General features: G+C 36.9%; 23 protein-coding genes. 19 read left to right on the top strand and 4 right to left on the bottom strand.

All coding sequences use genetic code 11. From position 1 onward, the window contains the following. Window positions 1-103 precede the first annotated feature (103 nt). From BMX24_RS08250 to BMX24_RS08215, 8 genes are all read left to right on the top strand, one after another. On the top strand, window positions 104-874 hold the full coding sequence (locus tag BMX24_RS08250) for a hypothetical protein (RefSeq protein WP_139176788.1): 771 nt from the start codon (window positions 104-106) through the stop codon (window positions 872-874). Window positions 875-895: 21 nt separating this feature from the next. Beyond that, window positions 896-2,443, top strand: coding sequence for a sugar ABC transporter ATP-binding protein (locus BMX24_RS08245; protein WP_089791551.1), 1,548 nt, complete (start codon window positions 896-898; stop codon window positions 2,441-2,443). Between the two features lie 27 nt (window positions 2,444-2,470). Continuing rightward, complete coding sequence (locus BMX24_RS08240) at window positions 2,471-3,451, top strand: ABC transporter permease (protein WP_089791550.1); 981 nt, start codon at window positions 2,471-2,473, stop codon at window positions 3,449-3,451. 31 nt (window positions 3,452-3,482) lie between these two features. Then, window positions 3,483-4,472: a sugar ABC transporter substrate-binding protein gene (locus tag BMX24_RS08235; RefSeq protein WP_228404737.1), complete on the top strand. Its 990-nt coding sequence runs from the start codon at window positions 3,483-3,485 to the stop codon at window positions 4,470-4,472. A gap of 147 nt (window positions 4,473-4,619) precedes the next feature. Continuing rightward, window positions 4,620-5,711 (top strand): alcohol dehydrogenase catalytic domain-containing protein, encoded by a 1,092-nt coding sequence (locus BMX24_RS08230; protein WP_170835671.1) that lies wholly within the window; start codon window positions 4,620-4,622, stop codon window positions 5,709-5,711. Between the two features lie 171 nt (window positions 5,712-5,882). Continuing rightward, window positions 5,883-7,367, top strand: a complete 1,485-nt coding sequence (locus BMX24_RS08225) for a xylulokinase (RefSeq protein ID WP_089791549.1) — start codon at window positions 5,883-5,885, stop codon at window positions 7,365-7,367. A gap of 306 nt (window positions 7,368-7,673) precedes the next feature. After that, window positions 7,674-8,480: an SDR family oxidoreductase gene (locus BMX24_RS08220; RefSeq protein WP_089791548.1), complete on the top strand. Its 807-nt coding sequence runs from the start codon at window positions 7,674-7,676 to the stop codon at window positions 8,478-8,480. A 21-nt stretch (window positions 8,481-8,501) separates the two neighbouring features. Then, window positions 8,502-9,419: a helix-turn-helix domain-containing protein gene (locus BMX24_RS08215; protein WP_089791547.1), complete on the top strand. Its 918-nt coding sequence runs from the start codon at window positions 8,502-8,504 to the stop codon at window positions 9,417-9,419. 143 nt (window positions 9,420-9,562) lie between these two features. Here BMX24_RS08215 and BMX24_RS08210 read toward each other — a convergent pair whose 3' ends face one another. Continuing rightward, window positions 9,563-10,000 carry a nuclear transport factor 2 family protein gene (locus BMX24_RS08210; protein ID WP_089791546.1) on the bottom strand — a complete coding sequence of 146 codons (438 nt, stop codon included), beginning with the start codon at window positions 9,998-10,000 and terminating at the stop codon, window positions 9,563-9,565. Window positions 10,001-10,124: 124 nt separating this feature from the next. Here BMX24_RS08210 and BMX24_RS08205 point away from each other — a divergent pair, with 124 nt between their 5' ends. The 6 genes from BMX24_RS08205 (at window position 10,125) to BMX24_RS08180 (ending at window position 15,125) form a co-directional block, all read left to right on the top strand. Continuing rightward, on the top strand, window positions 10,125-10,520 hold the full coding sequence (locus tag BMX24_RS08205; protein WP_089791545.1) for a winged helix-turn-helix transcriptional regulator: 396 nt from the start codon (window positions 10,125-10,127) through the stop codon (window positions 10,518-10,520). Window positions 10,521-10,925: 405 nt separating this feature from the next. Beyond that, window positions 10,926-11,591: a MarR family winged helix-turn-helix transcriptional regulator gene (locus tag BMX24_RS08200; protein ID WP_089791544.1), complete on the top strand. Its 666-nt coding sequence runs from the start codon at window positions 10,926-10,928 to the stop codon at window positions 11,589-11,591. Window positions 11,592-11,619: 28 nt separating this feature from the next. Then, on the top strand, window positions 11,620-13,128 hold the full coding sequence (locus BMX24_RS08195; protein WP_089791543.1) for a phytoene desaturase family protein: 1,509 nt from the start codon (window positions 11,620-11,622) through the stop codon (window positions 13,126-13,128). After that, window positions 13,112-13,948 carry a phytoene/squalene synthase family protein gene (locus tag BMX24_RS08190; RefSeq protein ID WP_089791542.1) on the top strand — a complete coding sequence of 279 codons (837 nt, stop codon included), beginning with the start codon at window positions 13,112-13,114 and terminating at the stop codon, window positions 13,946-13,948. The genes BMX24_RS08195 and BMX24_RS08190 overlap by 17 nt, the downstream gene beginning before the upstream one ends. A 32-nt stretch (window positions 13,949-13,980) precedes the next feature. Then, window positions 13,981-14,433, top strand: a complete 453-nt coding sequence (locus BMX24_RS08185) for a sterol desaturase family protein (protein ID WP_089791541.1) — start codon at window positions 13,981-13,983, stop codon at window positions 14,431-14,433. Continuing rightward, window positions 14,430-15,125 (top strand): lycopene cyclase domain-containing protein, encoded by a 696-nt coding sequence (locus tag BMX24_RS08180; protein WP_089791540.1) that lies wholly within the window; start codon window positions 14,430-14,432, stop codon window positions 15,123-15,125. The genes BMX24_RS08185 and BMX24_RS08180 overlap by 4 nt, the downstream gene beginning before the upstream one ends. A 28-nt stretch (window positions 15,126-15,153) precedes the next feature. On the opposite strand, the gene BMX24_RS08175 is transcribed toward BMX24_RS08180, so the two are convergent. From BMX24_RS08175 to BMX24_RS08165, 3 genes are all read right to left on the bottom strand, one after another. Continuing rightward, entirely contained in the window at window positions 15,154-15,999 is an 846-nt protein-coding gene (locus BMX24_RS08175) for a transporter (protein ID WP_228404735.1), read from the bottom strand. A gap of 419 nt (window positions 16,000-16,418) precedes the next feature. After that, window positions 16,419-17,675, bottom strand: a complete 1,257-nt coding sequence (locus BMX24_RS08170; protein WP_089791538.1) for a pectate lyase family protein — start codon at window positions 17,673-17,675, stop codon at window positions 16,419-16,421. Window positions 17,676-17,793: 118 nt separating this feature from the next. After that, a complete protein-coding gene (locus tag BMX24_RS08165; protein ID WP_139176785.1) occupies window positions 17,794-18,024 on the bottom strand; it encodes a hypothetical protein in 231 nt (76 codons plus the stop codon). A 250-nt stretch (window positions 18,025-18,274) separates the two neighbouring features. On the opposite strand from BMX24_RS08165, the gene BMX24_RS08160 reads away from it, so the two are divergent. The 5 genes from BMX24_RS08160 to BMX24_RS08140 all read left to right on the top strand — a co-directional run bounded on the left by BMX24_RS08160 (window position 18,275) and on the right by BMX24_RS08140 (window position 25,393). Beyond that, window positions 18,275-18,844 carry a Crp/Fnr family transcriptional regulator gene (locus tag BMX24_RS08160; RefSeq protein ID WP_089791536.1) on the top strand — a complete coding sequence of 190 codons (570 nt, stop codon included), beginning with the start codon at window positions 18,275-18,277 and terminating at the stop codon, window positions 18,842-18,844. Window positions 18,845-18,926: 82 nt separating this feature from the next. Then, a complete protein-coding gene (locus BMX24_RS08155) occupies window positions 18,927-19,790 on the top strand; it encodes an SDR family oxidoreductase (RefSeq protein ID WP_089792830.1) in 864 nt (287 codons plus the stop codon). A gap of 316 nt (window positions 19,791-20,106) precedes the next feature. Next, complete coding sequence (locus tag BMX24_RS08150) at window positions 20,107-22,020, top strand: polysaccharide biosynthesis protein (protein WP_089791535.1); 1,914 nt, start codon at window positions 20,107-20,109, stop codon at window positions 22,018-22,020. A 317-nt stretch (window positions 22,021-22,337) separates the two neighbouring features. Further along, a complete protein-coding gene (locus BMX24_RS08145; protein WP_228404733.1) occupies window positions 22,338-23,048 on the top strand; it encodes a polysaccharide biosynthesis/export family protein in 711 nt (236 codons plus the stop codon). An 8-nt stretch (window positions 23,049-23,056) separates the two neighbouring features. After that, window positions 23,057-25,393, top strand: coding sequence for a GumC family protein (locus BMX24_RS08140; protein ID WP_089791533.1), 2,337 nt, complete (start codon window positions 23,057-23,059; stop codon window positions 25,391-25,393). Window position 25,394 lies beyond the last annotated feature (1 nt).

The following is a 25,394-nucleotide window of genomic DNA, read 5'->3' as shown; positions in this document are numbered from 1 at the left end:
CAATTTGTTTAATCGATTAAACAAAATAAAGTAAATATTAAATTTTAAATAAAAAAATAAACTTATACAGTAAAAAGAAAATAAAACTTTAAAAAAAAACAAAATGATGACAAAAAAACCGCTACTCTCTGGCTTATTCGCTTTGGGGCTCTGCTTATGTACACAATCTTTAACGGCACAAAATACCGATTCGGCAAGTGTGGAACCCAAGTACAGACCTTTCGATGTAAGTGCAAGTATTAAAAACAAACACTTATGGCGAGGATATATTGTTGCAGATGTGCCTGTACTCACGGCTAGTGCAACAGTTACTACTAAAGATAAAAATCTACAATTCGGACTTTGGAGTGGAAACGGATTCAATGGAGAATACAAAGAATTTTGTTATTTCCTGAATTACCATATCAAGAATTTCGACATTACGCTTTTGGATAGTTTTAACTATACGGGCTTTTCCGATGCGAAAATTTTTGATTATAACAAATCTTCCACAAGACATTTTATAGATGTAAATCTGGCTTATCATTTCAGCGAAAAATTTCCACTTACCGTTTCTCTTGCAACAGTAGTGCAGGGAAGGGATACTTTTATTGATTCCAACGGAAAGTTGAAAAACCGTTTTTCGCATTATGCAGAATTAGATTACAAAGTATATGAAGAAGGCGATACAAATGTACATTTATATATGGGCGGAGCTTTCTCATTTGTAACGCATGATACGTTCTATAGCTCTTCTCCGGGTATTGTCAATGTGGGCGTGACTGTAAATAAAAAGATACATTTCGGAAAATATGCAGTTCCGGTATTCGTACAAGGAATGTGGAATCCAAATCACAACAAAGCTACTCTTGGCTTGGGTGTTCAACTATTTTAATTTAACCTAATAAAGAACGTCATGAATTTAAAAGCAAATACTACAGAACTGCTGGAAATGAAAGATATCGTTAAATCTTTTGATGGCGTAAGTGTTTTAAAGAAAATCTATTTTTCTCTGAAAAAAGGTGAAGTACATGCTTTAATGGGAGAAAACGGTGCCGGTAAATCAACACTTATGAAAATTCTGGCAGGATTATATGTCCCTGATAAAGGTCAGATTTCCCTGAACGGAAAACAAATCACGTATAAAACACCACAACATGCTTTGGAAACAGGAATTGCGATGATTTATCAGGAACTGAATCCGATAGGGGATATGACGGTTGCTGAAAATGTTTTCCTTGGAAAAGAGCCCACATTCAGTTTTCTTAAAATTATCGATAGAAAGAAACTGAATCAGATGACGATTGATCTTTTTCAGGATGCAAATATTTCCATCGACCCAAACAAATACATGCGCGACCTCAGTATTGCGGAAAAGCAGCTCGTGGAAATTATGAAAGCCGTTTCCTGCAATGCTTCCATTATCATCATGGATGAGCCAACGTCTTCACTTTCTGTTCGCGAAGCCGAAAAGTTATTTGCTATTATTAAAAAGCTGAAAGAAAAAGATGTATCGATCATTTATATCTCCCACAGAATGGATGAGATATTCCGGGTTTGCGACAGCATTACTGTAATGAGAGATGGCAATACCATTATATCAGACAGCGCAGAAAATTTTACAAACGAAAGCCTTATTAAGCATATGGTAGGAAGACCTTTGGGAGAGTTGTTCCCTGAAGTTTCCAAAAAACCGGAGGCAGAAACAGTGCTTGAAGTCAAAAATCTGAACCTTAAAAATAAATTCCAAAACATAAGTTTTAAATTAAATAAAGGAGAAATATTGGGACTGGCAGGTTTGGTAGGAGCGGGCAGAACAGAAATTCTGGAGACTTTATTCGGGCTCAGCAAAGCTTATTCCGGCGATATCATCATCAATGGTAAAAAGGTAAACATCAGCTCCCCAAGTTCAGCAGTGGCCAATAAAATGGCATTTATTACGGAAGACCGGAAACAGCAGGGAATTTGTGCAGACAGCTCTGTAAACGATAATATGACAATAAGCTGTCTGAAAAATATTTGCTATATGGGTGAAATTATTGATATGAAAACAGAAAAGAAAGAGGTAAACGGCCTTATTTCGAAACTGAATATCAAAACTTCTCATCGTTCTAAACCTATCGGACTTTTAAGTGGTGGAAATCAGCAAAAAGTAATATTGGGGAGATGGCTTCTGAATGGCCCTTCCATTATACTTCTGGACGAGCCCACGAGAGGTATTGATATCGGTGCCAAACAGGAAATTTATAAACTCATCAGAACACTGGCAGAATCCGGGAAAAGCATTATTATGATTTCCTCAGAAATCCCCGAAATTATAGGACTCTGCGACCGTAGTTTAGTCCTTTGCAACGGAAATCTCATCACAACCCTGGATCGATCAGAAATTACCCAGGAAAAAATTCTGGAAGCTGCTATGACATTCGAAAATCGAAATCCAGAAATGAATTTACAAGAATCTTAGCTTAATTAATCTTTATAAAACGTTATTATGAATTTTTCACAAATCTTCAATAAACAAAGTTCGGGGTACAGCAGAGAGCCCCAGAACTTAAAGCAATTTTTTTCCACATACGGAATATACATTGCGCTACTCTTAATAATATTAATACTTTCTATATTATCACCTACTTTTCTAAAGCCGGGAAATATATTAAATGTTTTAAGACAGTCTTCCATCAACGGAATTATTTCCATAGGAATGACCTTAATTATCATCAACGGATCCATAGACCTTTCAGTAGGGGCAATAGTAGCCGTAAGTGCGGTAATAGCTTCCTCTTTCGCACATACCGACAGCAATTATCCGCTTGTAGTTCCATTAATAATTGGTATTGGTATGGGAGCACTTTTGGGCGCAATTAACGGTTTCATAATTTCCCGTACAAAAATCGCCCCTTTCATTGTTACGCTTGGGATGATGACGGCTGCAAGAGGAATTGCATTGGTGTATACATCAGGAAAGCCGGAAATTAACCTTAGTGATTCTTATAAAAGCATCGGTGGCGGCTTGATTCTAGGAATTCCGACGCCTGTTATTATTTTCTTTTTGATTTCGCTGTTTGGGATTTTCTTACTGAAATACACCCGATTTGGCCGCCAGGTTTATGCAACCGGAGGAAATGAATTGGCTGCGAAAATCTCCGGAATCAACACCAAAAATGTAGTCTGGAAAGTTTTCATCATTGCCGGAGCTTTGGCAGGATTGGTAGGTATTATCGTTTCTTCCCGTGTAATGGCCGGTGCGCCTTCTGCGGGTACAGGTTATGAGCTGGATGCTATTGCGGCGGTCGTAATTGGAGGAACAAGCCTTAAAGGAGGTTATGGAAGTATACTAGGAACACTTACAGGTGTGCTTATCATTGCGGTAATGAATAACGGATTAGACATTTTAGGAGTCTCTTCCTATTGGCAGCAGATCGTAAAAGGAGCCGTGATTGTTATGGCAGCCATGCTGGATAAGAAAAAATAAAAATAAAATTTTAACTAAAATAATTTATGTCATGAAAAAAAATAATTTAAAAATTGTACCCTCTAAAAAAAGGGTGATCTCTTTATCATTCTTCGTAGTAGCATTAATCTTTTGTATGCTTACATCTTGTAACGACAAATCCAAAACAGATGCAGGTGGAAAAAAGAAATATGTAATCGGAGTAAGCTATGAAAGTCTTCAGAGTGAATTTACCATCAACCTTCAAAAAGCACTTCAGGCGAAAGCAAAAGAACTGGGTGTGGAAATTATTGAAGTTGATGGAATGGGAAGCGGCGAAAAGCAGGTAGGACAAGTTGAAAATTTCATTACACAAGGTGTGGATGCGATCATTCTGCAACCCATAGAAAAAGATGCAACCGTACCTGCCGTGGAAATGGCCAATAGCGCTAAAATCCCAATTGTAGTGGTAAATGCAATGACTGCAAATATACAAAAAGCAAATGCCTATGTTGGAAGTGAAGATGTAGTTGCCGGTCGTCTGGAAATGGAAGAAATGGCAAAAAGAATGGGAGGAAAAGGAAACATCGTCATTATACACGGGCCTTGGGGAAATTCTGCAGAACAGCAACGTACACAAGGGATAAAAGAAGTGTTGAAAAAATATCCTGACATCAAAATCGTATTCGAACAGACAGGAAATTGGGACAGAGCACAAGGTCTTTCTGTAATGGAAAATGTATTATCTAGCGGTAAAGTGGTAAATGCAGTAATTTCACAAAACGACGAGATGGCCATTGGTGCTTACAAAGCCATTGAAGCAGCCGGAAAACAAAAAGAAATCCTTGTTTCAGGGATCGATGCTATTGCTGATGCCTTAACTTTTGTAAAAGAAGGAAAACTTGCATGTACCGTTTTTCAGGATGCAAAAGGGCAGGGTGCACTTTCCGTAAAAATTGCAGCAGATCTAGCAGCCGGTAAAAAATATCCGCATGACAATTTTATTCCATTCGAATTGGTAACAAAAGAAAATTTGGCTGAGTTTTTAAAGAAACATCCATAAAAATTATCGGTATTGTTAATTTAAAACATTTCAGCTAAATACAATTCAAAGATTGATTTTCAGTCTGTTTTAAGACTTTATAGGTTCTAAATTAACAATACCAAATTATTAAACTAAAATTAAAATTTAAAAGTAAGAAATCATAAAATGAATAGTCATAAAACAATTCCTGAGGTAATGAAAGCTATCGTAGCTTATGCTCCGCACGATTACAGACTTGAAGAAGTTCCAGTGCCAAAACCGGGACCGGGAGAAATCTTGGTAAAAGTAAAAAGTGCAGGTATTTGTGCAAGCGATATAAAATGTTATACCGGAGCTCCGCTTTTCTGGGGTGATGAAAACCGAACTGCATATTGTGAAGCTCCCGTAATTCCGGGTCATGAATTTGTCGGTGAAGTAGTAGAATTAGGAGAAGGTGCAAAAGAATTGTATCATCTTGAAATTGGTGACCATGCCGTAAGCGAGCAAATTGTTCCTTGTGGAGAATGCCGATACTGCAAAAACGGACATTACTGGATGTGTAATGTACATGATATCTATGGCTTTCACCAACGTACACAAGGCGCATGGGCAGAATATATGCTTTTCCCGAAAGGGGCATTCAACTTTAAAGTTCCGAAGTCTATTCCATTACACCATGCTGCATTTATAGAGCCTTTGGCTTGTTCTATACACGCTGTGGAACGTGGCGATATCAAATACCAGGATACCGTTGTCATTGCAGGTTGTGGTCCATTGGGATTAGGAATGTTTGCCGCAGCAAAAATGAAAAGTCCGGCAAGAATTATTGCCCTCGATATGCAGGATGAAAGATTAGAACTTGCCTTACGTTCCGGTGCAGATATAGGGATTAATGTAACAAAAGAAAATGCAGTAAAGAAAGTTTTGGAACTTACAGATGGGTATGGATGTGATGTTTATATTGAAGCTACAGGCCATCCTTCTGCAGTTGAGCAGGGATTGAATATGATCCGAAAAATGGGAACTTTTGTTGAGTTTAGTGTAATGCGCGAAAAAGTTACCGTAGACTGGACGATCATTGGTGATACCAAAGAATTAAACATTCATGGTTCTCATTTAGGACCCAATTGCTATCCGGTTGCCATTCGTATGCTGGAGCAGGGTTTACTGCCTATGGAAGAAATTGTCACCCATAAATTTCCTTTAACCGATTATCAAAAAGCAATAGATCTTGTTGCAGACGGACTCACTTCCGTTAAAGTAACCCTTGAACCTTAAATCTAAGATATTGTTTTAAAATAGTTCTTCTGAATGCAAATTGAGAAGATCTGAGAATTGATTTAAGCTATTTTAATGCCTTATAGGTTCACAAAGCCTATAAGGTTTATCTATCATAATATACAAGACCAACCCTAAAACTATAAACACCATTTCCATTATTAAAAGCTTATGTTATTATTAGGAATTGACATCGGAACATCGTCTATAAAAGTTTCCATTGTAGATGCTCACAATAAGCAGGTTTTAGCATCTGCACAATATCCGGAATCAGAATCTCCCATTATTGCCGTAAAACCCGGTTGGGCAGAACAGTCTCCGAAAATGTGGTGGGAACATACAAAAATGGCCATCCTTAAATGTAATGCCACTGGAAATTATAATCCTTTAGATATTCAGTCTATTGGGATTGCTTATCAAATGCATGGTTTGGTGGTGGTGGACAAAGATCAGAAAATTTTGCGCAACAGTATTATCTGGTGCGACAGCAGAGCTGTGGAAATTGGTAATAAAGCATTTGCTGAACTGGGAGAAGAATATTGCTTACAACATCTTCTGAACTCACCGGGAAATTTTACGGCATCCAAATTGGCATGGATAAAGGAAAATGAACCCGATATTTTTGAAAAAACAGATAAAATAATGCTCCCCGGAGATTATATTTCAATGGAATTGACTGGGGAAGTTACGGCATCTGCAGAAACATTGTCCGAAGGAGTGTTCTATGATTTTGTTGAAAACAGGCTGTCACAAAAAATACTAAACTATTTTGGATTCAGTGAAAATATCATTCCTGAGATAAGAGAAGTATTTTCTGTACACGGCACTTTGCTTGCAAGTATAGCAGCAGAATTAGGATTAAAAAAAGGAATCCCCGTTTCTTACAAAGCTGGAGATCAGCCCAATAATGCACTTTCTCTGAATGTGCTGCAGCCGGGAGAAATTGCTGCAACGGCAGGAACATCCGGAGTTATTTATGGAGTCAGTGATCAGCTTATTTATGATGATGAATCTAGAATCAATACTTTTGCCCATGTAAATCATTCGGAATCCGAGAGAAGATTGGGAGCTTTACTCTGTATTAATGGAACAGGAAGCATGTATCGTTGGATGAAAAATATTTTAGGCGAAAATACAACTTACCAACAACTGAATGAAGAAGCGTCTCATATACCTGTCGGAAGCAATAATCTCCAAGTTCTGCCTTTCGGAAACGGTGCAGAAAGAATGCTGAATAACAAGCTGATCGGTACACAATTTATAAATATTGACCTTAATCTGCACACTCGTGCTCATCTTGTAAGAGCGACACAGGAAGGAATTGCGTTCGCATTTCGATACGGTTTTGATATTATGAAAGAAAACGGAATGAATGCTAAAGTGATAAAAGCCGGAAGAGCCAACCTCTTTTTAAGTGATGTATTTGTAGAAGCCTTTGTCAATACCATAGGAGTACCTTTGGAACTTTATAAAAATGATGGAAGCGTTGGTGCTGCTTTAGGGGCGGGAATTGGTTCCGGTGCTTTTGCAAATTTTGAGGAAGCGTTCGAAAATACGGAACCTATTAAAACGGTAGAGCCTACTCTCAATACCTATGAAGCCGAATATTCCAAATGGCTGGAAAGCTTGAAAAGTCATCTGAGTAAGTCTAAATAATTTAAGTTTGAGATTCACTCAAAATTTTTAAATAAACACCAGTATCACTAGACTGGTGTTTATTTTTTAATAATGATCCTTTCAATTACGGCATTTCATTTTCAAGATCAATTCCAATTTTTCCGTAGAAATTTTCGTTTCCGACTTTGCTAGGAATTTTATTTTCGAGAGATTAAAATTTTTTTAATAAATAAAATCTACTATTTACCGCCTTCGTCATTTTGGCTACAACCTGACTCAATCGAGCAACAAAAAGGTTTCAGCTTCTACGGAATTTTGCATTGTTAAAATTAAAACAACAAAAATATGCAAAAGACAATTTTCATTACAGGTGCTTCGGCGGGTTTAGGAAAGGCAACGGCAAAACTGTTTCAATCGAAAGGTTGGAATGTCATCGCAACAATGCGTAAACCCGAAAACGAAACGGAGCTCAACAAACTTGAAAATGTTACCGTTCTGAAATTGGACGTAACAGACCTTACACAAATAGAAGAAACAATAAAAAAGGCGATAACCAACCATTCTATAGATGTAGTAGTAAACAATGCCGGTTACGGCTTAATCGGTGCTTTGGAAGCATTGACAGACGAACAAATAAACCGCCAGTTGAACACAAACCTTTTAGGGGTTATAAGAGTAACAAAAGCATTTACCCCTTATTTTCGTGAAAGAAAGAACGGAATGTTTATCAATATCACTTCAATGTTCGGTTTGATTGGGTATCCAACGTGTTCTGTGTATGCAGCTACAAAATTTGCAATTGACGGTTTTTCAGAAAGTTTGGCTTATGATTTGGCTCACTTCGGTGTGAAGGTCAAAACAGTTGCACCAGGCGGAATACAGACCGACTTTACAGGGCGTTCTATGGACGGTGGACAACATGAAGCTTATAATCAATTGGTTGAAAAAGTAAGTGAAGGTTACAGTGAAGAACGTGTAAGTAACTTTTCAACCCCCGAAAGCATTGCAGCCGTGATTTTTGATGCGGCAACCGACAACAAAGATCAACTGCGTTACATTGCAGGACAGGACGCTGTTTCACTTTATACGGAGAGGGAAGAAATCGGGGCGGAAGCACAATATCAAAAGATACAGAAAATGTTTGCTTATTAAACATTTAGTACATTTGTAGTGATGAAAAGTGCAAACGCCTCACCACAAAAATTCAATTCTATATCGGAGTTGCATAAGGCTTTAGGCTTCCCAAAACCAGTGCATCCATTGGTGAGCCTGATAAACTATGCAGATATAAAAACGCCCGCGGATGAGCTGCCAAAAGCATTACTGCTGAACTTCTATAAAGTTTCATACAAGAAAAGTTTAACGGCAAAAATAAAATACGGACAAAGCCATTATGATTTTAATGAGGGAGGATTGTCCTTTGTTTCGCCCAATCAGGTTATCCAAAGTGCCGGGGAAGACAAAGATTATTCGGGCTACACGCTACTTTTTCATCCTGATTTTATTCGCGACTATCCGCTGGGTGCCAAAATAAAAACATTTGGTTTCTTTTCGTATTCGGCTAATGAGGCCTTGCTTTTATCTGATAAGGAAAAACAAACCGTTTTTTCTGTTTTTGACAATATAAAGGAAGAACTGACCAGCAGTATGGATGATTTTAGTCAGGACTTAGTAGTGTCACATATTGAAGTTTTATTCAATTACAGCAATCGTTTTTACAAACGCCAATTCAGTACGCGAATAGACGTTAATAATGATCTGCTTACACGGATGGAGCAGATTTTGAACAATTATTTTAAAGAAGGACAACCCCTAGAAAGAGGGCTTCCAACTGTTGAATATTTGGGAGAGCAGTTACATGTTTCTCCAAGATATTTAAGTGATATGCTTCGTTCATTTACTGGTCGAAGTGCACAGCAACACATACACGACACCCTGATCGACAAAGCAAAAGAGTATTTGACATCCACCAATTTGTCAGTCTCGCAAATTGCATATGAGATAGGTTTTGAGCATTCACAATCCTTCAGCAAATTGTTTAAAAAGAAAACAAATTTGACACCCTTACAATTTAAACAATCATTCCATTAAAATTTCGAAAGAACGTAATCTGCCAATCTTCCGAATAATGGAAGGAATGCATTAATTTGATTTTTTAAATCTTTGTAATTCTACACCCAAAGCCTTGCAATAAAATATATTACAAGGCTTAACGGTTTTAATGCGCAAAAAAATCAGGAAATAGATCTTGTTTCAATGATCAGAAAATGAGCAACACGGTCTTTGATAAACCATTTTTCATTTTGTTTCACATAGTAGTCGTCATATTTTACACTATAATCGGTCAATACATTTTTTCCATCAGCTTCCCGGATCATTTTGATCTGAGCAAAGGAAATACCGGTAGCAGTATCACCATCAATTTTAGTCGTGTGCTGCCCGTTCAGGGTAAAATATGTTTTAACTTGAGAAGCATGAAAATTGAAATCCTGCTCCATGTTTTCCCTTCCCGATACGTCTGCTACCAAAGCACCATTCATATGAACTTTATAGGTAACATCGGGTGTGAACAGATTCATAACTTCGGAGATTTTCCACTCGTCACTTAGGTACGCATACTCGTCGATCAGGTTTCTTAGGTCTTCCTTGGCCTTTAAAATTTCTAGTGTCATAATTTTGTTGTTTAATGAATATTTAAAATTACTTTCTGTAATTATTGTTGACAAAATTATATTATATTTGCTTACAATTTGTTAGTCGTTACTAAAAGGTTATCGGCTAATCAAAATCAAACTCATGGCAAAAACAGAAAAAAATCAGCTGGACAATAAGGCATTTACAGAAGATTGTCATAAAGTTTTAATGGCTATGTCCGATGCTTTGTATGCGATCGGGGGCAAGTGGAAATTGATGATCATCATCGCTATGGCGAGAGGAAATAAAAGATTCACCGAGATTCAGAGACAGGTCACCGGAATTTCTGCACGTGTTCTGTCAAGTGAATTAAAAGAACTGGAAATGAATGGCTTCATCATTAAAAAAGTAGAGAACGGCTATCCTGTTACCATCGAATATGAATTGCTTCCTTACAGTCATACATTAGAAGAAGTTGTAGGCGCTATGACAAAATGGGGAATGCAACACCGCGAGAAGATCAAGGCTGAAATGGCATCCGGTAAATCAGAGAAGTAAAACTTAAACTTAAATGATTAATGCTTAATGATATACTAATTATTTTTTTGCTGAGGCAGTTGTCATCCTTCTCCAAATGTGATTAAATTATCATTCCGATCTGGTATTGAAACCCTTTCTGCCGGGTAATTTCGACGTTGTTTCCAGATACGTTTCATATATTACACAATGTCTGACAACGGATAGAGATCTGTCCATAATTTCAGAAAAGATAATGATCTTGAATTCGAAAAAATAATCTTTAAACCACTTTTTTCAACATAAGATAGCCTTGAAATTATCTTAAGAAGATTGTTTTGCTTATTGCGTATTGGTAATGGGTAGCATAACTGTATGGTATTATTTTAGTATAATATTATATTTTAATTATTTATTTTAGTATATTTGTATACTAATTTATTTTTTATGAATTACGAACTTATAAAAGAAGTCATAGAATTAGTTCAACAATTCGAGATTCAAAATGAAAATAAAAACCATTACAGCAATGATGTAAATGGTTTTAAAGAATGGATAGCCGCATCCGCTGAAAATACAGATTCTGTAAAAACTCCCGACTGGGAAGGAAAAGAAAAGGGCAGAAGTCCCGAAAGTGTTATCAGCACTTTGATCGTGCATATGAACAGGTACGCAAAATCTTACTCCAAATCTGCCATCAATGATTCGATGTTTTCTAGCCAGGAGGATTTTATTTACCTAATCACCCTGAAGTCTTTCGGATCAATGTCGAAAACAGAATTAATAAAAGCAAATGTACATGACAAGCCGGCAGGAATACAGATCATAAACCGGCTGATTCATCAAGGATGGGCAGAGCAGACCGATTCTGATACCGATAAAAGGACAAAAGTTATTAAAATAACCGAAAAAGGCCTCAAAACTTTGGACGACCAGATGGATAAAATCCGTAAGGCGACACAGATCGTAACGGGAGATTTAACACACCGGGAAAAGATGGAACTTATCTTTCTGCTTTCTAAACTTAATGATTTTCACCATTCTATATACTGTAAGAATTTGGAGCCTAAAGAGCTGTTGGATATTGCTTATGATCAGTTGAGCAAAAATTAATTAAAAAATAAGTCGCTAAATCGGAAATATGGGAACAGAGAAAACAAAAAAGAAAATTGCAGTTATTGGTTCGGGGTTTTCCGGGATTTCAGCTGCTGCTTATGCCGCAAAATCAGGGAATGAGGTACATGTTTTCGAAAAACTTTCTCAGCCGGGCGGCAGGGCAAGGCAGTTTACCACTGAAAACGGCTATACCTTTGATATGGGGCCTTCATGGTATTGGATGCCGGATATTATCAACGGATTTTTTCAGGATTTTGGTCGTGAAGCTGTTGATTTTTTTAAGCTTGTTTCTTTGGATCCTCAGTTTGAAATGGTTTTTTCCGATGAAACGATTGGTGTTCCTTCAAAATATGATGAAATCAGGGAATTATTTGAAAACATAGAGAAAGGAGCAGGTAAGGAGTATGATAAATTCATGCAGTCGGCACAATTCAAATATCAGGTGGGAATGCAGGAATTTGTCAATAAACCCTGCCACAGCTGGCTGGAATTTGTTTCATTAAAAATAGCTTCAAGTGCATTAAAACTGGATCTTCTTACCAATTTCAGAAGTTATGTAGCCCGGTATTTTTCAGATCCGAAACTTAAAGCTTTGATGGAATTCCCTGTGATATTCCTGGGTGCATCGCCTAAAAATATTCCTGCCTTATACAGCCTCATGAATTATGGCGGCTATGCATTAGGAACATGGTATCCGATGGGCGGTTTTTATCAGCTGGTTTTGGCGATGCAGAAAGTGGCAGAAGATCAGGGAGCTGTTTTCCATTTTGATCAAACTGTTCATAAAATTAATGTTAAAAACGGGAAAGTTAATTCATTAATAATCAATAATGAAGAAATCGGGTTTGATGCTGTGATCGCCTCTTCAGACTATCATCATACCGAAACCCTCCTTTCCGAAGATCTTAGAAACTATGACGAAGAATACTGGAAAAGCAGAACATTTGCTCCGTCCTGCCTTATTTATTATCTGGGAATAAAAGGAAAAATTGATAATATAAAGCATCACACCCTGTTTTTTGAAAATGATCTGGATGAGCATGTGGAATGTATTTATGGCACTAAAAAATGGCCCGACAAACCTTTATTTTATTGTTGCAGTCCATCGGTAACGGATCCCGGCGTGGCGCCTGAGAATTGTGAAAATTTATTTTTATTAATGCCGTTAGCTCCCGGAATAGAAGATCACGAAGAGCTTAGAGAAAAATATCTCAAAGAAATGTTGTCAAGAATTGAGCAGCATACCGGAACACAGGACATATTTTCAAGAATAGAATATAAGAGAAGTTATTGTGTAAATGATTTTATTGCTGATTACAATGCTTATCAGGGCAATGCCTATGGTCTGGCCAATACCTTGTCGCAAACAGCCGTATTAAAGCCTAAAATCCGGAACATGAAGGTTGACAATCTTTTTTATACCGGACAGCTGACGGTTCCCGGACCGGGAGTTCCGCCATCCATTATCTCCGGAAAAATCGCAGCCGCTGAAGTGAATAACCCTAAAGTAAAAAAGTATGAAAAAATTGTTTGATGAATTATCTCACGACGTGAGCAAGCGTACGACTCAAAAATACAGTACAAGTTTTTCGTTGGGAATTTTGGCTTTAAGCCCTTCCATACGGTCTGCCATCTACGCGATCTATGGCTATGTGCGCTTGGCAGACGAAATTGTTGATAGTTTTCATGGCTTCGACAAAGAGAAGCTGCTCTTAAGCTTAAAAACAGAAACAGAACATGCTTTGGAAGAAGGGATTTCTCTTAATCCTATTTTACAGTCTTTCCAGGATACAGTACGCAAATATAAAATTGAAAGAAGACTCATTGACCAGTTTTTGCACAGCATGGAGATGGATCTTCAAAAAATCAATTATAATTCAGAACTATATAAAGAATATATCTACGGATCGGCGGAAGTCGTAGGGCTGATGTGTCTGCAGATATTCACCGAAGGAAACAAACAGAAATTTGAAGAGCTGAAGCCTTTTGCCATGAAATTGGGCTCTGCTTTTCAGAAAGTGAATTTTTTAAGAGATCTTAAAGATGATTATCAGGTCTTAGGACGCACTTATTTTCCGGGCATCAATATGTCTGTTTTCGATAATTCTGTAAAATTTGAAATTGAAAAAGAAATTGAATCCGAGTTTAAAGAAGCTTTAATAGGAATTAAAAAACTGCCCGGCTCATCCATGTTCGGGGTTTATCTGGCTTACCGGTATTATCTTTCATTGTTTGAAAAAATTAAAAGAACGAGTTCCCAGAAGATCATGAAAAAGAGAGTGAGGATTCCTAATTCTCAGAAAATATTGGTAGCGTTTAAAAGCTATATCCGTTACAAGTCGGCTTATTTATAACAAGTTTTGATAAATTTAATATAAAAAATCGCATGAATCTGTTAATCGTAATATTAGTATTTATCTCGATGGAAGGTGCTACCTGGCTTATCCATCGGTATATTATGCACGGTTTTTTATGGATACTGCATCGCGATCATCACGATCACAGTAATGAAGGATCTCTGGAAAGAAACGATCTGTTCTTTGTAATATTTGCCACTCCTGCGATTGCTTTATTGTACGTTGGAGTAAGGCAGGATTTCAGCTACGTATTTTTTATCGGTCTGGGAATAAGTTTATACGGGATGGCGTATTTTTTTGTTCATGATATTTTCATCCATCAGAGAGCGCAGCTTTTTAAAAAGACCCGCAATTCGTATTTGCTTGCGATTCGTCGTGCTCACAAGCAGCACCACAAACACCTCGGAAAAGAAAATGGGGAATGCTTTGGATTTTTGTGGGTTCCTGTTAAGTTTTTTAAAATGTATATGAATAAGAAATGATAGCCTATACTTATATTTTAATTAATTTTTTTACTGTTGTCATCTGCTTTTTGGCTTCTTTTGACAAGAAGATTTTATTCAATCGCTTCTTTGGTACTTTTCTGATATCGAGTACTATTGTGGCTGTTCCATTTATAGGCTGGGATATCTGGTTTACGGAAAAAGGAGTCTGGTGGTTCGATACCCGTTATACATTGGGCTTTACCTTGGCGGGTTTACCGATTGAAGAATGGCTGTTTTTTTACTGCATCCCCTTTGCCTGTGTATTTACATATTATTGTATGGATAAATTTTTTGACCTGAAATGGGTGAATTCATTCAATAATATCATTGTATTTACCGCGACTATTTTTTTAACAGTAGTCGGACTTCTTTACCATCACAAAATTTACACGTTTATTACGGTGATCGTGACCCTTTTGACGCTGTCATACCTACATTTTATAGCTAAAAAAGAATGGATCGGACAAGCCAGCCTTGTTTATCTCATCCTCATGCCTGGTTTCTTTGCCGTAAATGGAATATTGACAGGCTCCATTATCCCTTCTCCCATCGTGAATTATAACCCTGATTCCTTTCTGGGAATAAGAATGTTGACCATTCCTGTAGAAGATGCGGTGTATGGTTACAGCCAATTTTTACTTAATGTTTATTTTTTTTCACTTTTAAAGAAAAAGCATAGAGAAAATTAAAACTGTACCTCAATTTTTATCATTTATTTTAATAACGATACGATGCACCGATGAAATAATGTTTTTCCGCGTGGTGCTGTAATCCGTAATTAATTCCGGCATCCAGTTGAAAATCTTTTGCAACTTCCATTTGAATGGCCGCATTCAGGTAGGTGGATATTTCATGAGCTTTAAAATCATAGGTATAATACGTTTCTGCGATCGCTTCAACACCTTTTATAATCGGATGACTGATCGCTAAAGTCTGTAAAAACTCTGTATGCATTGTCTGCTGATCGCGGTCTTTTAACCTGTCGACTTCCACCTGCATTCCCAGGTTCCATTCTCCCGGCAGCTTGTAAATCATTGGTACGATTAAACCTCCCTCAAAACGGCTGTCTTCATAATTGGAAGTCGGAAATTTCACATAGGGCAAAACCGCCAAAGCGAAGTTACCTTTGTCATTTCCTATTAAATTTTGTTTGATTCTGAATGTTATATCACCAAAACCATTGCTCGTTGTCACACTTCCAGAATTCAGGTCTTTTTCCTTTTGGTTTCCGTACGTTTGAAATCCGATCTGTATCGCTGTAGTACGGGTAAGCCCAATCTTAAAATTTCCCTGATTGATCAATAATGTGCGGGTCTCCTGTTCATCCGATTTTTGTCTTGTCAGCCTTACCAGATCCGTTTCGTATTGAAAATGTGCTGCGTCTACGGTATAAGGAGACTCGGTGACATCGGGTCGGTCGGTTTCCATTTCCCGCATTAAATCCTTCGGAACAGGGTTGAAGAGCGTGTAGTTTTGTTTAGATTCCTGCTGCCCGAAACATATGCAGGGCAGAAACATGACCCCAAAAAATAATGTTGAAATAATGGTGTGACTATTATTCATGGCTTTTTGGTTAATGTTAAAATGAAAAGGATTTTATTTCGTACCGCAATAACAAAGCCAGAGTCGGAATAGGTGAAGAATTTTTGTCTTAATTTGTAGTTTTAATTCTACAAGCCTCCGATAAAAATCTACAGAATATATTCTTTTTGAGACCTTTAGTCTTCTTACATTTAATCATAATTAAAAAACACAATTTTGAATTAATTTAGTTTCCATTTATAATATTTATAAAAACTAAATTTTTATAGTGGAAATACTTATTTTTTGCAAATACCTAAGAATAATATTTAAATGGTTAGGTGGTATCATGGTTAGTTGGAAACTTGTCCTTTGACAAGTTTCTTTTTTTATTTTAGTTTTGAAATAAAAAGCCTTCCACAAGAATGCGAAAGGCTTCATTGATCTTAATTATATTATTTTTAATGAACTATTTTCACCAGACTGTTCAGATAGTTTTCCAGATTTGTATAACCTGTTTGCGTTAGAATTGCCGCATCTGTGCGATCCGCAGCATTCAGATTATTTTTATTTTCCCAGTTATCGGGTATGCCATCCGAATCTGTATCTTTTAGTTTTGAATTTTTTTGTTTAATTTCCGGTTGTCCGCCGGCAGCAGCTTCAGTTTTAAAAATCTGACCTTTCTTACCAAGACTTTTAAAGTAGCCGATAATCCTTTTATCTACGGCATCCCGGCGCAAAGAAGAGCCAGCTTCTGCCATTACTATTTTTAAAGCATCAGCTGCAGCATCGATTTTCACACTATTTGACAATGTCGATGGTTTTTTTACCAGGGTGGCTGTTTCTTTGATAAAATCTTCATCAGTTATCAATCGGCCGTTTACTTGGCCGTCTTTGTTGAGGTCTGCATAATTATCTTTATGGTAAACATGATCTGTAGCCGTGAACATATCTAAAAATTCATCGGTTGAGCTAGGTCCTGCAATAAAATAATTTCCCACCAGATCCTGATAATGATCCGTACTTGAATGCCCTCCTACGAAAGCACTTTTCCCCCAATTGTAAACTACATTATTAAGGTATTCAATTTTTGCTTTGGCTTTGGGATTACGGCTTTGATTTCCTGTCCATAAGCTATGATGTACGGTTATATCCACAGGATTTTCCAATAAAGCCCCAAAACGCTGAGGATCTATACCTTCACCAATAAGGCAGTATTGAAAGGTAACATGGGTGCTGTTTTTTACATGCAGATTATCCCATCGTCCCCATTCTATAGAAACATGGTCAAAGATAATGTCCTTCAGGTTATCCGCTACTACAGTGCATGCTCCCTGAGGCATATCGATGCTTCCTCTGAATCTCATATACCTCACAATGGTATTGCTTTTAAAGGATATGCTGTTGCCATAAACGGTAATACCGGTTCCCGGCGAAGTCTGACCAGCAATGGTAATCCCGGAAGCTGCAGCAATCTTTTCTTTGATTCTGATCACCCCGGAAACATCAAAAATAATAGTTCTGTCGGGCTTGCTCACCGCATCTCTGAATGAACCTGCACCTGTATCATTAAGATTGGTTACATGATAAACACTTCCGCCGCGTCCGCCGGAAGCAAAACGCCCAAAGCCTTCAGCGCCGGGAAAAGCCAGTTGTTGTGCATAAGCCATCCCACAGCATGAACTTAATAATAAGGATAAATAGAGTTTCCGAAACATAATGATGATTTAATGAGATTTATGGTAATTTATTCATGTTTTCCACTTTTATATGCCAGTTTCCGTCTTGAGGAAATCCGGGAGCATTGGTCGACGGTCCGTTGTCCCATCCTGCAGCCTAGGCAAAATCTCCGTTACCTACCGATAGCGGTGCCAATGGGTCGATTTCTTTTAAAACTATATTGTGCCGGTTCACCAGATCAAACCGGTCAATAGCTTGTGCTTTAATTTGTAGTGAAAAAATAACGCATACAGTCGTAAGAAGAATTACTGTTCTTACTTTTAAAAATGCTCTGTTTACATTTACATTCATTTCAAACCTTTTTAATGGATCATGTGATTTACTCATCGATTTGATTTACAGCTAAATTAGTATGATCGCTTTAATAGAGTGTCCTGCACTTTAGGCTCCCGGAAAAATGTTTCAAAGTGTTGATTGTTAGAATGTTTTATATTTAAAGTAAGTCTTAGTTAAAGGTTCGGCAACGGCTGAACAAATCCGTCAATAGCCATCGAAATTAAAAATGAAAGTGAAGTCAATCTTGCGCTTTTTACCATATGTTAATTGTATCCAGAATAATGATAATTACATTTACTATATGGAAAAAATGATTGAATATATTTTACGGTTTGGTAATTTGAACAAGCAACAGATCGATTTTATTGAAAGCAAGGCAACAGTGCTTGAGCTTCGTAAAGACGAATATTTTTCAGAAGCCGGAAAAGTTCCGAAATATGCCGGGTTTATTCTTGAAGGTGTATTCCGTTTTTGTTATTACAACAATAAGGGAACGGAGGTTACCCATTTCTTTGTTGATGAAAATAATTTTGTAAATGATTATCAAAAATTCACCGACCGTGCAACTGCTTCCGAATATGTACAGGCGGTGACGGATGCTAAGCTGCTTGTTTTTTCGAGAAAAGATTGGGAAGACATCGCAAATACCATCATTGACTGGGATAAAATTGAAACGAAAATACTTAATAAATGCCTTACCGAAGCCATAGAACGAAGAAGCCCTTTGATTTCCGAAGATGCTACCACCCGTTATTTGTCTTTCATTGAAAAGTTTCCGGCGCTGGTTAACCGTATTCCTCTTTCATATATCGCTTCTTATCTGGGAATTACACAGCAGTCATTGAGCAGAATAAGAAAAAATATCCGGTAACATCATTTTTTACCAATTGGTAAACGGTTCGTCTTTTTTAACACCGAAATTTGTAGCATTAAAATTCATAGAGAAAAATAAAATGAACAAAAAAGTAGTATTAATTACAGGAACAAATAGTGGATTTGGATGGTTAACAGCTCATAGCGTTGCAGCTTTAGGACACAAGGTTTACGCTACCATGAGGGATACCGCCACAAAAAATGCAGATAAAGCACAGGCTCTGGAACAATTGGACAACGTAACTGTTTTGGATGTTGAATTAACAGATGAAGCAAGCGTGAAAAAAGCAATTGATACCATCATAGCCGAAGAAGGAAAAATAGATGTATTGGTAAACAATGCCGGTTTCGCAAGAAATGGGGTGGCAGAAAGCTTTACCACGGCTGATGTGCAGGAAATATTCGACATCAATGTTATAGGTCCATGGAGATTGATGAAGATGGTACTGCCGTCTATGCGCAAACAATCAGAAGGGTTGATTATCAATGTAACAAGCGGTTTCGGGAGATTTTCCTTTCCTTTTTCTACCATGTACAGTGCCTCAAAATTCGGTTTGGAAGCAGTAAGCGAAGGTCTGCACTATGAGGTAAGACCTTTAGGGATTGATGTTGCGATTCTTCAGCCGGGAGCTTTTCCTACTGAAATGGCACAGAAAGTAAAATTCGGATCCGATAGCTCAGTGGTAGACGGATATCAAGCCATTGCTGATTTTCCGCATAAAATGGGAAAAGCTGTGGGTGAAATGTTCGAAAATGTAAAGCCTGATCCGCAGAATGTAGCAGATGCAGTGGTAAAACTGATCGGTTTATCAAAAGGACAAAGACCTTTAAGAACGGTAGTCGATCCTACGACAGGTGAGTTTGTACAAAGAGCTAATGAAGCTGTAGAAGCTGAATACGCAAAAACATTAGTTAAATTCGGAATGGGAGACCTTTTAAAGTAGATCGTTTTTAAAGTTGCAGGTTGAAATAGCATTTTTAACTGCTTAACTTATTTTTAAACTAAAAAAGAAATTCAAAGCTTTTGTTAACCAAAAATTAACAAGGCTTTTTTTGTTTTTATGTGCTGTAATTCTTCAAGTTATGGTGTAAATTGTAGTGAAATATTTTACTTATTTTAATTAATATTAATGAAATGAAATTAAAAAATTAATATACAAGATTAAAAATATTAATAATAATTACTACATTTGCCTAATAATAAAAACCCACCAAATGTTGAATTAATTTTAAAAAAAGATATTTATAGGTTTTTGTAGTATGGGGAATGTTTTTAAAATCACAGAATTAAGGTATATACCTAGATGGTTAGTTTTTTTTATCGATATTTCAATCATTTCTTTTTCTCTCTTAATTTCTAATCTGATCCTAAAAAATCTGAATACGGAAATTAATTTTATCGAATACCATAATGAAAAAACAGTGGCCGTTCTTGCGGTCAATATTCTGTTTATGGTACTATTCAAAACGTATGCCGGAATCATAAGGCATTCCACTTTTTTTGATTTCTTTAGAATTGTCTGGTCTTCAGGAAGCACGCTTGTTGTTTTGCTGGGGTTCAATTTTTTAGCAGAATCGGTATGGGGGAAATCCGTGTATGTAAATCCCGTGCTTTTTTTCTTTTTTTTCATTTCCACTTTTCTGATGTTCTTTTTCAGAATGGCTACCAAGCAGCTTTTTAAGATGCTTATGGATCCTAAAGATTCTTCCTCTAAAATAAGAATTGCAGTGGTAGGAGTGGATGAGGAATCGGTGTCATTAGCCAATGCCATTATTCACAATCGTCGTCATCCTTATCAGCTTACAGGATTTCTGAGCACCAGGCTGGATTCCAAAAAAGCGCGATTACTGGGACATACAATCTATAATAAAAGAGAATTCATTAAAGCTAATAATCTGTCAAACCAAATTGATGCGGTATTGATTAAAGAAAATATGCCCAAACAGGAAATGGAAGAATGGACAAATCTTACCTTAAATAAAGGATTGAAAATACTAAAAGCTCCTGTTATTAATAAAATGAATGAAGGTGGCATCATCGGAGGTATCCGTCCGCTTCAGATCGAAGATTTGCTGAACCGAAAGCCCATTAAAATAGAAAATGGAGAGGTGAAAAAACGCCATTTCAGCAAAAGTGTTTTGGTAACAGGTGGTGCAGGCTCTATTGGAAGTGAAATCGTAAGACAGGTGGTTCAGTTTAATCCATCGATTATTGTGGTGGTTGATCAGGCAGAATCTCCCCTGTATGAGCTTGAACTCGAGTTGTTGGAAAGGTTTCCGGAACAGAAGTTTGAATTTGTGCTGGCCGATATTTCAAATATTTACAGACTTGAAAAATTATTTGAAGATTATCAGTTTTCAACTGTGTATCATGCGGCGGCTTATAAGCACGTTCCTTTAATAGAAAAGAACCCTCACGAAGCTATTTTTGTGAATATCGGAGGAACTAAAAATCTGGCACTTTTATCCAAAAAATATAATGTCAACCGTTTTGTAATGGTCTCTACCGACAAAGCTGTGAATCCCACCAATGTGATGGGAGCTTCTAAAAGAGCTGCAGAACTGTTTGTACAGTCGTTACAAAATTCATCAGATAATACAACAAAATTCATCACCACAAGATTTGGAAACGTACTGGGATCCAATGGTTCAGTCATTCCGCATTTTAAAAAACAAATCGAAAAAGGAGGGCCTGTGACGATCACCCATCCGGAGATCATCCGTTATTTTATGACGATTCCTGAGGCGTGCGAACTGGTTCTACAGGCAGGAACAATGGGGCAAGGAGGTGAAATTTATGTTTTTGATATGGGTACACCCGTTAAGATTCTTGATCTGGCAAAAAGAATGATAAAATTATCAGGATACACGCCGGATGTAGATGTTAAAATTGATTTTATCGGATTGAGACCGGGTGAAAAACTGTATGAAGAACTGTTGACAGACAATTCCACAACAATTCCTACGCATCATGAAAAAATCATGATTTCAAGAGATCCGGTGATGGAATTTGAAGAGATAGAAATTTTATGTAATCAAATTATGCGGGCAGCAATAAAAAAAGACAGGCTACAGGTTGTAAAAATATTGAAGACCATTGTGCCGGAATTTATCAGTAATAATTCAGAATTTGAGGTTCTGGATAAAACACCGGAACATGAAGTATATCAATAACATAGTTTGAATTACGTTAAACTTAAACTAAAAATAAACAAATATTTTTACCATTTTATCCTCAATCGGAATAAAAATTGCTACAAAAAGAATTGATCTTAAAAATAATATATATCATAAATTCTCGTTTCACTATTATGTGAAATCTATTAATTTAATGAAAAATATGCAATATTTATGGTTTAATTGATGATTTTATTACGATTTAACATAAATTTCAGTAGAATAAATAACATATGAAGAAATCTATTATTACATATATAATCCTGTTGTCGGTTATTTTATTATCATGCAAACCCAAGCAGAATATGGTGTATATGTCAAAGCATAATATGGAAGAGGAAGTTACGAAAGCAAAATATCAGGGACTACATATCCAGGAAGGAGACGTTCTCCTTATTCTTGTCTCTGCATTGGATGAAATTGCTGTAAAACCCTTTAACCTTAATACTACAAATAAAGTCGGAAGCGATTCCGGTGCCGGTATGAACCAATATGTACAGCCCAGCGAATATGTCGTAAATGAAGAAGGATATATCTACTTTCCGGTCATAGGAAGTATTTATTGTAAAGGAATGACACAGGTACAGCTAAAGCAGGATTTGGAAGCCCGTCTGAAGAAATACCTTACAGATCCAATGGTATCGATTACTTTAAAAAACTTCAATGTCAGCATTTTAGGAGAGGTAAAAGATCCGGGGCAGAAAGAAAGTGTTTCTCAAAAGATCAATGTTTTCCAGGCTTTGGGTCTTGCAGGAGATATGACCGATTTTGGAGACCGTACCAATGTAAAACTGATCCGTACCGGTGAAGACGGGGTAGATCAGGTGGTGAATATAGACCTTACCAGATCGGATATTGTAAGCTCGCCTTATTATTATATGAAGCAGAATGACATTCTCTATGTGCAGCCGGATAAGAATAAGCAGGTTCAGGCAAATAGCAACCCGAACAGAGCGCTTACATTCCAGATCATTGGTGCTTTACTTACGGCAGGTACTCTTATTATTGCTTTAACTCGACGATAAAATAAAATATGCAGCAGACAGACTTTCAGGCAAAGGAAGAAAAATTAAATATAAAGAAAACGATTTCTAAATACCTGTATAAATGGCCGTGGTTTATTGCCTCTATTTTGGTATTTGTAACGGGAGCTTATATTTACCTAAGGTACAGTGTACCCCAATATCAATCGAAAACCACCCTTAAATTTGATAAAAAGCAAAATGATCTTTCCTCAGCTTTAGCTGATCTTGATAATCTTGGGATAGGTCTCGGTAATGCTGATGAACTGAAAAGTGAGGCGGCAGTGGTAAACTCACGTCCGATCCTCACGCAGGTGGTAAATAACCTTAATCTGAATGTAGAATACTTCACTGCAGGAGAGATTAAAGACTCGCAATTGTTTTCAAAAGCGCCTATTACCGCAAAGATATTAAGTTACAAGGATGAAAAATTTGCACCCTCTCAATGTACGGTAACAGACATAAAAGGTGATCAGTTTACCCTTGAGACGGAGAAAAAAAAGAAAATTACAGGGAAATTCAATATGCCTTTACAATTGGATTTCGGAACGGTTGTATTGCAAATAAAACCTCAATTTGTTTTAAAATCAGAATATAAAATTGTTTTTTCGAGTCCAATGGACAAAGTAAAGAAACTGGAAAAGACAATTCGTGTCAATCTTCCGGATGAGAAAGCTATGCTAATGGACATTAGCCTTATCGGATCTCTTCCCGAAAAATCCGAAGCTATCCTTAATGAAGTTACCAAACAGTATAATCTGGACGGGCAGAGAGATAAAAATTTACAGGCTGAAAATACTCAGAAATTTATCGATAAAAGACTGGAAGTAATTACCAAAGACCTTTCCGGAGTAGAAAACCAGAAAGAAGATTTCCAAAACCGCAATCGTATCGTTGATTTGCAGGCACAGGCAGAATTAGCACTTCAAAATACGAGTGAAAACACCAAAGTTCTTCTACAGCAGCAAACACAACTAGATCTTCTAAACTCTCTTACAGCAGAAGCTTCAAAAAATAATAATCAGCTTATGCCTTCTAATCTTGGGCTTAACCCTTCATTAGAGCAATCGATTTCTCAATATAATCAGCTTCTTATTACCAGAAACAAGACTCTGAGGCAGGCAACTAATGAAAATCCAGCTGTTATAGAAATGAATAGAGAAATTGCCTCATTGAAGGAAGTCATTCGTGATAATATAAATGAACAGAAAGCAACTGTACAGAAGGGTATTGCTCAATTACAAAATCAAATTTCAACTAGCAATACTGTCATCGAAAAGGTTCCCGGGCAATCTAAAGTATACAGAGGAATAGAGCGTCAGCAAAATCTTAAAGAGCAACTCTTTTTATTTCTCTTACAGAAAAGGGAAGAAAATGCGATTAATTTATCAGTAGATGTACCAAAAGCCAAAATTGTAAATCCTGCATTTACAGAAGATCTTCCTGTATCACCCAAAAAAGATATTATTTTTGCAGGAGCTTTGTTCCTAGGATTATTGCTTCCTTTTGCAGTTTTCTACATATCATTCACTCTGGATGACAAAATCTACAGCCGAGACGATATTAAAGAACGTTCCGGGCTGGGAGTATTGGTTGATATACCTTCACTTAAAGACAATGAAAATCATCTGGTACAGAAAAACGACTTTTCGGAGTTGGCAGAAGCATTCAGGGTACTTGTTTCCAATCTTAAATTTATTTTACCAATAAAAGATTCTGCCAAAGTAATTATGGTGACATCTTCGGTAAAAGGAGAAGGGAAGACCCTTGTTTCTGTGAATCTTGCCCTTACTTTAGCCAATAAAAACGGAAGAGCTCTTCTTATCGGCTCAGATATTCGTAACCCTCAAATTCAGAGGTATGATAACGAACCGACGAAAAGAAAAGGTCTTACAGAATATTTATATGATGATTCGGTAGATGTAGAAGAACTTATCCATACATCAACGACCAATCCTGCATGTGATGTGATATATGCAGGAACAATTCCTCCCAATCCGCAAGAATTGCTTTCTAATGGAAGATATCAGAAGCTTATCGAGCAGATGTCTTCTCAATACGCTTATATTATTATAGATTCTGCACCGCTTATGTTGGTTTCGGATACGCTAAGTATCGCAGATACCGCAGATGCTACATTATATGTGGTGAGATCCGGAGAATCGAGAAATATATTGATAAATTTTGCTAATGATTTAGTGAAGGATTCAAAATTAAATAATGTGTCTTTTGTCATTAACGATGTTTCAAAACGCGCAGGAGGTTATGGATATAACTATAGCTACGGTTATGGTTACAGTCAAACGAATGATAAGAAAAGTTGGTGGAAGAAAATGTTTAAATCATAGA

Origin of the sequence: Chryseobacterium wanjuense (assembly GCF_900111495.1) — a bacterium.
Classification (GTDB): Bacteria; Bacteroidota; Bacteroidia; order Flavobacteriales; family Weeksellaceae; genus Chryseobacterium; species Chryseobacterium wanjuense.
This window is presented reverse-complemented; position numbering and strand designations above follow the sequence as displayed.

Bases quoted from the DNA above. Each gene is read 5' to 3' on its own strand.
- BMX24_RS08215 (WP_089791547.1), top strand. From the start codon at position 8,502: ATGAAAAGTGCAAACGCCTCACCACAAAAATTCAATTCTATATCGGAG.
- BMX24_RS08165 (WP_139176785.1), bottom strand. From the start codon at position 18,024: ATGAGTAAATCACATGATCCATTAAAAAGGTTTGAAATGAATGTAAAT.
- BMX24_RS08160 (WP_089791536.1), top strand. From the start codon at position 18,275: ATGGAAAAAATGATTGAATATATTTTACGGTTTGGTAATTTGAACAAG.
- BMX24_RS08245 (WP_089791551.1), top strand. From the start codon at position 896: ATGAATTTAAAAGCAAATACTACAGAACTGCTGGAAATGAAAGATATC.
- BMX24_RS08190 (WP_089791542.1), top strand. From the start codon at position 13,112: ATGAAAAAATTGTTTGATGAATTATCTCACGACGTGAGCAAGCGTACG.
- BMX24_RS08195 (WP_089791543.1), top strand. From the start codon at position 11,620: ATGGGAACAGAGAAAACAAAAAAGAAAATTGCAGTTATTGGTTCGGGG.
- BMX24_RS08145 (WP_228404733.1), top strand. From the start codon at position 22,338: ATGTCAAAGCATAATATGGAAGAGGAAGTTACGAAAGCAAAATATCAG.
- BMX24_RS08150 (WP_089791535.1), top strand. From the start codon at position 20,107: ATGGGGAATGTTTTTAAAATCACAGAATTAAGGTATATACCTAGATGG.
- BMX24_RS08225 (WP_089791549.1), top strand. From the start codon at position 5,883: ATGTTATTATTAGGAATTGACATCGGAACATCGTCTATAAAAGTTTCC.
- BMX24_RS08250 (WP_139176788.1), top strand. From the start codon at position 104: ATGATGACAAAAAAACCGCTACTCTCTGGCTTATTCGCTTTGGGGCTC.
- BMX24_RS08210 (WP_089791546.1), bottom strand. From the start codon at position 10,000: ATGACACTAGAAATTTTAAAGGCCAAGGAAGACCTAAGAAACCTGATC.
- BMX24_RS08235 (WP_228404737.1), top strand. From the start codon at position 3,483: ATGAAAAAAAATAATTTAAAAATTGTACCCTCTAAAAAAAGGGTGATC.
- BMX24_RS08140 (WP_089791533.1), top strand. From the start codon at position 23,057: ATGCAGCAGACAGACTTTCAGGCAAAGGAAGAAAAATTAAATATAAAG.
- BMX24_RS08175 (WP_228404735.1), bottom strand. From the start codon at position 15,999: ATGAATAATAGTCACACCATTATTTCAACATTATTTTTTGGGGTCATG.
- BMX24_RS08220 (WP_089791548.1), top strand. From the start codon at position 7,674: ATGCAAAAGACAATTTTCATTACAGGTGCTTCGGCGGGTTTAGGAAAG.
- BMX24_RS08180 (WP_089791540.1), top strand. From the start codon at position 14,430: ATGATAGCCTATACTTATATTTTAATTAATTTTTTTACTGTTGTCATC.
- BMX24_RS08185 (WP_089791541.1), top strand. From the start codon at position 13,981: ATGAATCTGTTAATCGTAATATTAGTATTTATCTCGATGGAAGGTGCT.
- BMX24_RS08170 (WP_089791538.1), bottom strand. From the start codon at position 17,675: ATGTTTCGGAAACTCTATTTATCCTTATTATTAAGTTCATGCTGTGGG.
- BMX24_RS08205 (WP_089791545.1), top strand. From the start codon at position 10,125: ATGGCAAAAACAGAAAAAAATCAGCTGGACAATAAGGCATTTACAGAA.
- BMX24_RS08230 (WP_170835671.1), top strand. From the start codon at position 4,620: ATGAATAGTCATAAAACAATTCCTGAGGTAATGAAAGCTATCGTAGCT.
- BMX24_RS08200 (WP_089791544.1), top strand. From the start codon at position 10,926: ATGAATTACGAACTTATAAAAGAAGTCATAGAATTAGTTCAACAATTC.
- BMX24_RS08240 (WP_089791550.1), top strand. From the start codon at position 2,471: ATGAATTTTTCACAAATCTTCAATAAACAAAGTTCGGGGTACAGCAGA.
- BMX24_RS08155 (WP_089792830.1), top strand. From the start codon at position 18,927: ATGAACAAAAAAGTAGTATTAATTACAGGAACAAATAGTGGATTTGGA.